Raw genomic sequence first — 6,946 nt, 5'->3', positions numbered from 1 at the left:
GGAGGGGGAGGAAGCCCAACCCTCGTTCTGGAATTCGCCCCCTCCGTCAGCCTTCGGCTGCCACCTCCCCCTGGCGGGGGAGGATTGGGAACCGAATGCCGAGGCAGATCAGGCACCGGCCTCCGCCGGTTCCTCGAGGCTGTAGCCGAGGCCGCGGATCGTGGTGATCACGTCGGGGCCGAGTTTCTTGCGGATACGCGTCACGAACACTTCGATCGTGTTCGAATCGCGGTCGAAATCTTGGTCGTAGATATGCTCGATCAGCTCGGTGCGGCTGACCACCTTGCCCTTGTGATGGAGCAGGTAGGAGAGCAGCTTGTACTCCTGGGCAGTGAGCTTGACCGGGTCGCCGCCCTTGGTGACCTTGCCCGAGCGCGTGTCGAGGCGGATGTCGCCCGCGGTGAGCTCGGCCGAGGCATTGCCCGAGGCGCGGCGGATCAGCGCGCGCAGGCGGGCGATCAGCTCCTCCGACTGGAACGGCTTGGCGACGTAATCGTCGGCGCCGGCATCGAGCCCGGCGACCTTGTCCGACCAGCTGTCGCGCGCGGTGAGCACCAGGACGGGCATGGTCCTGCCCTCCTTGCGCCAGCGGTCGAGCACGGTGAGGCCGTCGACCTCGGGCAGGCCGAGATCGAGCACGATCGCGTCATAGGCCTCGGTCGAGCCGAGATAATGGCCTTCCTCGCCGTCGCCCGCGGTGTCCACGGCATAGCCCGCACCCTCCAGCGTCGCCTGGAGCTGGTTGCGGAGGTTGGGTTCGTCCTCGACGATCAGAACGCGCATTTGGTCTTCCCTTTGTTGGATGCGTCAGCCGCCCGACCGGCTCATCACCTTGCCCGAACGGCCATCGACATCCACCCAGATGACACTTCCATTGCGCAGGAACTTGAGCGTGTAAATGCTGGTGCCCGAATCGAAGTCGAAGCCGATATATTGCGCGCCCTTGCGCGTCATCGCGGGCACGACGCGCGCTTCGATCTCGCGCAGCGAGAGCAGACGGCCCTGCGCCCGCCCCTCGCGCGCAGCTTCCTGATCGCTGCGCCGCACCTGCGGCGAAGCGTGCGCCGGGAGGGCGGCAGCGGCAAGCGACGCGCCGAGACAGAGTAATCCGAACATCTTCACCGGGAGTGGCATAGGTCTGAACCGTTGAATAGCTTATGAATGCGGTCGAAAGCGATGTGCAAGCCGCAAGCGGGTTGCTCCACGCCGCCCGCGCGCCTACCTGCGCGGCCCATGGCTGCTCCTGTTCTGTCTTATGAGAAGCTCGGCCTGGTCCAGGGATCGGGCTGGCTGTTCCGCGACCTCGACCTCTATGTCGGCGCGCGCGACCGGCTCGCGCTGATCGGGCGCAACGGCGCGGGCAAGACGACGCTGCTGCGGCTGATCGCCGGGCAGATCGATTCGGACGAAGGACGGCGCACGATCCAGCCGGGCACGCGCGTGGTGATGCTCGAGCAGGAGCCGCGCATGACCGGATGCGCGACGCTGATGGATTATGTGCTCTCGGGCGACGACGCGCCGGCGCGGCACGAGGCCGAGGCGATCGCCGACCAGCTCGGCATCGACTTGTCCCGCGAGGCGGCGACCGCGAGCGGCGGCGAGCGGCGCCGCGCGGGTATCGCGCGCGCGCTGGCGATGGATCCCGACGTGCTGCTGCTCGACGAGCCGACCAACCACCTCGACATCCACGCGATCGAGTGGCTGGAGGAGTGGCTCAACCGCTATCGCGGCGCGTTCATCGTGATCAGCCACGACCGCACCTTCCTGACGCGGCTGACGCGGCAGACCTTGTGGCTCGACCGCGGGTCGATGCGGCGCGCCGAGATCGGCTTTGGCGGGTTCGAGGCGTGGACCGAGCAAGTCTATGCCGAGGAGCAGCGCGCGGCGGAGAAGCTCGATGCGCGGTTGAAGCTCGAGGAGCATTGGCTGCAGCGCGGGGTGACCGGGCGGCGGCGGCGCAACCAGGGGCGGCTGACCAAGCTGCTCGAGATGCGTGCCGAGCGCGCGGCGATGACGGGGCCGGCGGGCGCAGCGAACCTGGCGACCGCAGCGGACGATTCGAAGACGAAGGTGGTGATCGACGCCAAGGGTGCGTCCAAGTCGTACGGCGACCGCACGATCATCCGCGACCTGACCCTGCGGATCACGCGCGGCGACCGCATCGGCATCGTCGGCAAGAACGGCGCGGGCAAGTCGACGCTGCTCAAGCTGCTGACCGGCGAGATCGCGCCCGACACGGGCAGCGTGAAGCTCGCCAAGACGCTCGATCCCGTCATCATCGACCAGCAGCGCAGCCGGATGCAGCCCGAGAAGACCGTGCGCGAGGTGGTGGCGGACGGCGGCGAGTGGATCGACGTGCTCGGCACGCGCAAGCATATCCACGGCTATCTCAAGGAGTTTCTCTTCGAGCCGACGATGGTCGAGGCCAAGGTCGGCACGCTGTCGGGCGGCGAGCGCTCGCGGCTGCTGCTGGCGCGCGAGTTCGCGCGGCCGTCGAACCTGATGGTGCTCGACGAGCCGACCAACGACCTCGACCTCGAGACGCTCGACCTGCTGCAGGAAGTGATCGCGGATTATGACGGCACGGTGCTGATCGTCAGCCACGACCGCGACTTCCTCGATCGCACCGTGACGATGACGATCGGGCTCGACGGATCGGGCACGGTCGACATGGTGGTGGGCGGCTATGCCGACTGGGACGCCAAGCGCAAGGTGCGGTCGGAGACGAAGAAGGCGGCGGCGAAGGCCGCGCCGGTAGCCGAGACGCCCAAGGCCCGGACCAAGCTCAGCTACAAGGACCAGCGCGACTACGACCTGCTGCCCAAGCGGATCGAGGAGCTCGACGCGGCGATCGCGAGGGACGAGGCGGCGCTGGCCGATCCGGACCTGTACGCGAAGGACCCGGGCAAGTTCGACCGCCTGATGGCGGGGATCGCCAAGGCGCGCGACGAGAAGGACGCGGCGGAGCTGCGCTGGCTGGAGCTGGCGGAGATAGCCGAGGGGCTGGGCTAAGCCGGCACCACCACGTCGATCGCGCGTTCGGCCACGCGCACCGTCACAGGGGTGCGCGCCAGCACCTCGCCGTCGATCGAGATGCGGTGGTGGGGGCGGGTGTCGAGCTTGAGCTCGGGCCCTCGAAACTCGCGCACCGTCTGGTCGCGGGTGCGCAGGCGGAAGAAGCGGGCGTACCAGTCCCAGGCGAGGCGCCAGCGGTTGCGGCCGGTGACGACCTGGATGACCATCTCGCCGCTCTCGACACAGGCATTGTCGCTCATCTCGACGCCGCCATGGAAGCGGCCGTTGAGGATGCGCACCTCGCTGCCCCACATGCGATGGGTCCGCTCGCCATCGTCGACGAACACGCGGAACGGGCGGAAGCGCGCGAAGCACCACACCGCCCAGGCGAGATAGCCGATGCGGCCGAGATATTTCTTGAGATTGTGCGGTACGGACTCGCCGATCATCGGGGAGAGGCCCATCGCGGCGGCGTTGGCGAAATAGTCGTGGTCGATCACGCCGAGATCGACGCGGCGGCGCTTGCCGGTGGCGATCGCGTGGATCGCGCCGTCGAGGTCGAGCGGGATGCCGAGCGTGCGCGCGAAGCTGTTGGCGGTGCCGAGCGGGAGCACCGCGAACACTACGTCCTTGCCCACGACATCGTCGACCACGCCCGAGAGCGAGCCGTCGCCGCCGCCGACGATCACCATCGGCGCGCCGGAGCGAATCGCCTCGCGCACGGTGTCGTCGAGCAGCTCGGGATCGTGGACCGGGTGTGCGGCGATGAGGCGGATGCCCGCAGCTTCGACCTTGCGGCGAGCCTGTTCGAACAGGGCGGCGCCGCGGCGCGACTTCGCATTGACGATCAGGACCGCCTCGCGCGGGACGGGAAGGCTCGTCGGCACGCCGCTACAACGGCCCGGAGCGGAAGCGGTTCAGAGCCGCTTCCCCGAGCGGCCCGCGAGATCGACGACATATTGCCAGGCGACGCGGCCCGAGCGGCTGCCGCGGCGAGTGGCCCAGTTGATCGCCTCGGCGGGGTCGAAGGGCAGGCCGTGGTCCTGCGCATAGGTGCGCACGATCGCGACATAGGTGTCCTGGTCGATCGCGTGGAAGCCGAGCGACAGGCCGAAGCGATCGGCGAGCGCGAGGTTGTCGTCGATGCTGTCGCGGGGGTTGATCGCGCTCGACTGCTCGGCGATGTCGCGCGGGATCAGGTGGCGGCGGTTCGAGGTGACGAACAGGCGGGCGTTGGCCGGGCGCGCTTCCGCCCCGCCCTCGAGCAGCGAGCGCAGCGCGCGGCCGTCCGAGGCGGCGTCGAAGCCGAGATCGTCGAGGAAGATGACGAAGGCGCGAGGCGCATCGTCGATGAGCGCGAACAGGGCCGGTAGCGTGTCGAGCGCGTCGGCCTGCGCTTCGATCAGCGCGACGGCACCGCCTTCGGCCTGCACCGCGGCGACGGCGGCCTTGCTGAGCGCCGACTTGCCGGTGCCGCGCGCGCCCCACAGCAGCACGTCGTGCGCGGGAAGGCCGTTCGCGAGGCGGCGGACATTGTCGAGCAAGGTCGCCTTCTGCGCCTCGATCCCGACCAGCTCGGCGAGCGGAAGCGGGGCGAAGGCGCGCGCGGGCTGAAGGAAGCCGCGGTGCCAGACATAGGCAGGGTGCGCGGCAAGATCCGGCACCGGCGGGGGCGGCGGGGCCAGCCGCTCGAGCGCGGCGGCGATGCGGTCCAGCGGGTCGCTCATGGTGGTGGCGTTAGGGGGTGGGGCGGAGGGAGGCAATGATTTCAATGCGCCTCTTCGTCACCCCGGCCTTGAGCCGGGGCTGCGCCGTTGGAGATAGGCAGCCCCGCCCCGGCTCAAGGCCGGGGTGACGATAAGGGGATTGGCCTTACGCGAGCTTCGCGATCAGCGCTTCGGCGGCGCTGCGGTCGGTGAAGCCGGGGATGGCGATGGCGGCCTGCGCCTGCGCCCTGGCGTCGGCCTTGCGGCCGGCCTCGGCATAGGCCTGGGCGAGCTGCCAGCGCAGCATCGGGTGGCGCGGGGCGAGCGCGACCGCCTTTTGCAGAAGCTCGATCCCGCCCTCGACATCGCCGCTTTCGGCGAGCGTCCAGCCCATCACGCCGGCGACGGCGGGGTTGGACGGGGCGAGCAGATAGGCGGCCTCGGCATAGTGCGCGGCGCGCTCGGGCTCGCCCGCCCCGGCATAGGCGAAGGCGAGATCGGCGAGCAGCCCGGCGTCGCGGTTGCCGGTGCGCAGCCGGACGGCCTCAAGCGAATCGATCGCGGCGTCATAGTCGCCCGCCGCCGCCTGCCAGCTCGCCGAGAGGCGCAGCGCGGCGAGGTTGAGCGGGTTCTGCGAGAGGAACAGGGCCAGCGTGGTCGACGCCTCCTGGCGCTGGCCCGAACGGTCGAGCGCCTCGACCAGGCGGAGCATCGCGGCTTCGTCGAAGCGGATGCTGGCGGCGTCCTTGTAGTAGCGCACCGCCTCGGCGGGCTGCTTGAGCAGCATCAGCGTGTCGCCGACGAGCATGTGCGACGCCGGGGCGCCTGGGTTGCGCTGGGCGATGTCCTGCGCCTTGGCGAGCGCCGCGCCCTTGTCGCCACTGTCGATCAGCCCGCGGATCAGCGGGATCGCGGCGCGCGGATCGTCGGCAGGCGCGCGCTGCGCCGCGGCGGCGAGCATCGGCAGCGCGTCGTCCGAGCTGAACCACGCGGCGCCGTCGCGCGCGGGATAGGCGGCGCGGTCGAAATAGCGCGCGGCGGTCTGGCGGTCGCCGATGCGCTCATAGCCGCGCGCGACGAGGCTGAGCGCATAGGCGTCGGCGTCGCCGCGGGCGACGACCGGGAGCAAAGCTTCGATGCCGTTCTTCGACGCGTCCGAGCGCAGCAGCGCGGTTGCGAGCAACTTGCGCGCGGTGATGTTCATCGGCTGGAGGCTGACGAGGTTGCGCAGTTTCTCGATCGCGCGCTCGTAGCGACCCTCCTGCAGGTCGAGCGATCCGCCGAGCAGCATCCCGCCGGGCAGCGCCGCCACGCCGCTGCCGGCGCGCTGGAGCAGGTCGCGCGCGAGGCCGAACTGCTCGGCGCGGGCGGCGAGCACGGCCTGGAGATAGAGCGCCTGCGGGCTGCGCGGGCGCACCTCCATCGCGCGGCGGGTGACCGCGAGCATCGCGCGGGTCTGGCCGGCATCGCCGAGCGTGGAGGCGTACTGGATCAGCGCGGCATGGCGATAGGGATCGCGCTTGAGCGCCGCTTCGAACCAGGGGAGCGAGGCGAGCAGGCCGTATTGCGCGCGGACGAGTTCGCCGCGCAGGATCAGCGCATCGGTGTTACCCTTGTCGAGTGCGGTCGCCTTGCCCGCGGCCTCGATCGCGCCGACCAGATCGCCGGCGTTGAAACGGAAACGGCCGAGTTCGGTCCAGGCATCGGCGTTCTGCGGGGCGAGCTGGACCGCGGCGAGCGCGGCCTGCTGCGCGGCGGCGAGGTTTCCGGCGGCGGCATAGGCGCGGGTGCGGACGCGCAACGCGTAGAGGCGGTCGGCTTCCGGCGCCTTCTCGCTCTCGGCGATCGCGCGGCGCGGATCGCCCTGGAGCAGGATCGCATTCGCCATGAGGGCGTGGGTGCGCTTGGCGTCGATGCCGTTGTCGATCGCGCGTCGCAGCGCCGCCTCGCCGGCGACGCCCTCGTCGAGCGCCAGCGAAGCGCGGGCGAGCGCGAGATGCGCCTCGCCCCATTTCGGGTCGGCGCGCACGGCGTTGAATGCCTGGCTGCGCGCCGCCGAGGCGTTGCTCGCCTTGAGATAGGCTTCGCTGCGCGCGAGCGCGGCGCGTGCCGCCTCCGGGTCCGGGCCGCCGGTGACGACCGAGCCGAATGCGAGCAGCGCCACGCCGAACGCGCCGAGGCACAGCGCGAACACGACGATCCGGCGCAGGTTCACGCTGCGCCGG

The 6,946-nt window shown here is 70.4% G+C and carries 6 protein-coding genes; 1 reads left to right on the top strand and 5 read right to left on the bottom strand.

The genetic code is table 11. The features are described 5' to 3' along the window. Positions 1–108: 108 nt before the first annotated feature. Both ABDV68_RS17685 and ABDV68_RS17680 read right to left on the bottom strand, forming a co-directional pair. Positions 109–783, bottom strand: a complete 675-nt coding sequence (locus tag ABDV68_RS17685) for a response regulator transcription factor (RefSeq protein ID WP_343521419.1) — start codon at positions 781–783, stop codon at positions 109–111. Between the two features lie 24 nt (positions 784–807). Then, entirely contained in the window at positions 808–1,116 is a 309-nt protein-coding gene (locus ABDV68_RS17680) for a hypothetical protein (protein WP_343521420.1), read from the bottom strand. A 117-nt stretch (positions 1,117–1,233) separates the two neighbouring features. Between ABDV68_RS17680 and ABDV68_RS17675 the strand changes: the two genes are divergently transcribed. Further along, on the top strand, positions 1,234–3,012 hold the full coding sequence (locus tag ABDV68_RS17675) for an ABC-F family ATP-binding cassette domain-containing protein (RefSeq protein ID WP_343521418.1): 1,779 nt from the start codon (positions 1,234–1,236) through the stop codon (positions 3,010–3,012). Here the strand turns inward: ABDV68_RS17675 and ABDV68_RS17670 are convergent. From ABDV68_RS17670 to ABDV68_RS17660, 3 genes are all read right to left on the bottom strand, one after another. Next, positions 3,009–3,902, bottom strand: coding sequence for a diacylglycerol kinase family protein (locus ABDV68_RS17670; RefSeq protein WP_343521417.1), 894 nt, complete (start codon positions 3,900–3,902; stop codon positions 3,009–3,011). The two genes, ABDV68_RS17675 and ABDV68_RS17670, sit on opposite strands and share 4 nt — an antisense overlap. Before the next feature lie 30 nt (positions 3,903–3,932). Next, positions 3,933–4,742: an ATP-binding protein gene (locus tag ABDV68_RS17665; protein ID WP_343521416.1), complete on the bottom strand. Its 810-nt coding sequence runs from the start codon at positions 4,740–4,742 to the stop codon at positions 3,933–3,935. 145 nt (positions 4,743–4,887) lie between these two features. Then, a partial coding sequence (locus ABDV68_RS17660; RefSeq protein ID WP_343521415.1) for a tetratricopeptide repeat protein occupies positions 4,888–6,946 on the bottom strand: 2,059 nt, incomplete at its 5' end.

The organism is Sphingomonas sp., assembly GCF_039595165.1.
GTDB lineage: Bacteria > Pseudomonadota > Alphaproteobacteria > Sphingomonadales > Sphingomonadaceae > Sphingomonas.
This window is presented reverse-complemented; position numbering and strand designations above follow the sequence as displayed.

Bases quoted from the DNA above. Each gene is read 5' to 3' on its own strand.
- ABDV68_RS17685 (WP_343521419.1), bottom strand. From the start codon at position 783: ATGCGCGTTCTGATCGTCGAGGACGAACCCAACCTCCGCAACCAGCTC.
- ABDV68_RS17680 (WP_343521420.1), bottom strand. From the start codon at position 1,116: ATGTTCGGATTACTCTGTCTCGGCGCGTCGCTTGCCGCTGCCGCCCTC.
- ABDV68_RS17675 (WP_343521418.1), top strand. From the start codon at position 1,234: ATGGCTGCTCCTGTTCTGTCTTATGAGAAGCTCGGCCTGGTCCAGGGA.
- ABDV68_RS17665 (WP_343521416.1), bottom strand. From the start codon at position 4,742: ATGAGCGACCCGCTGGACCGCATCGCCGCCGCGCTCGAGCGGCTGGCC.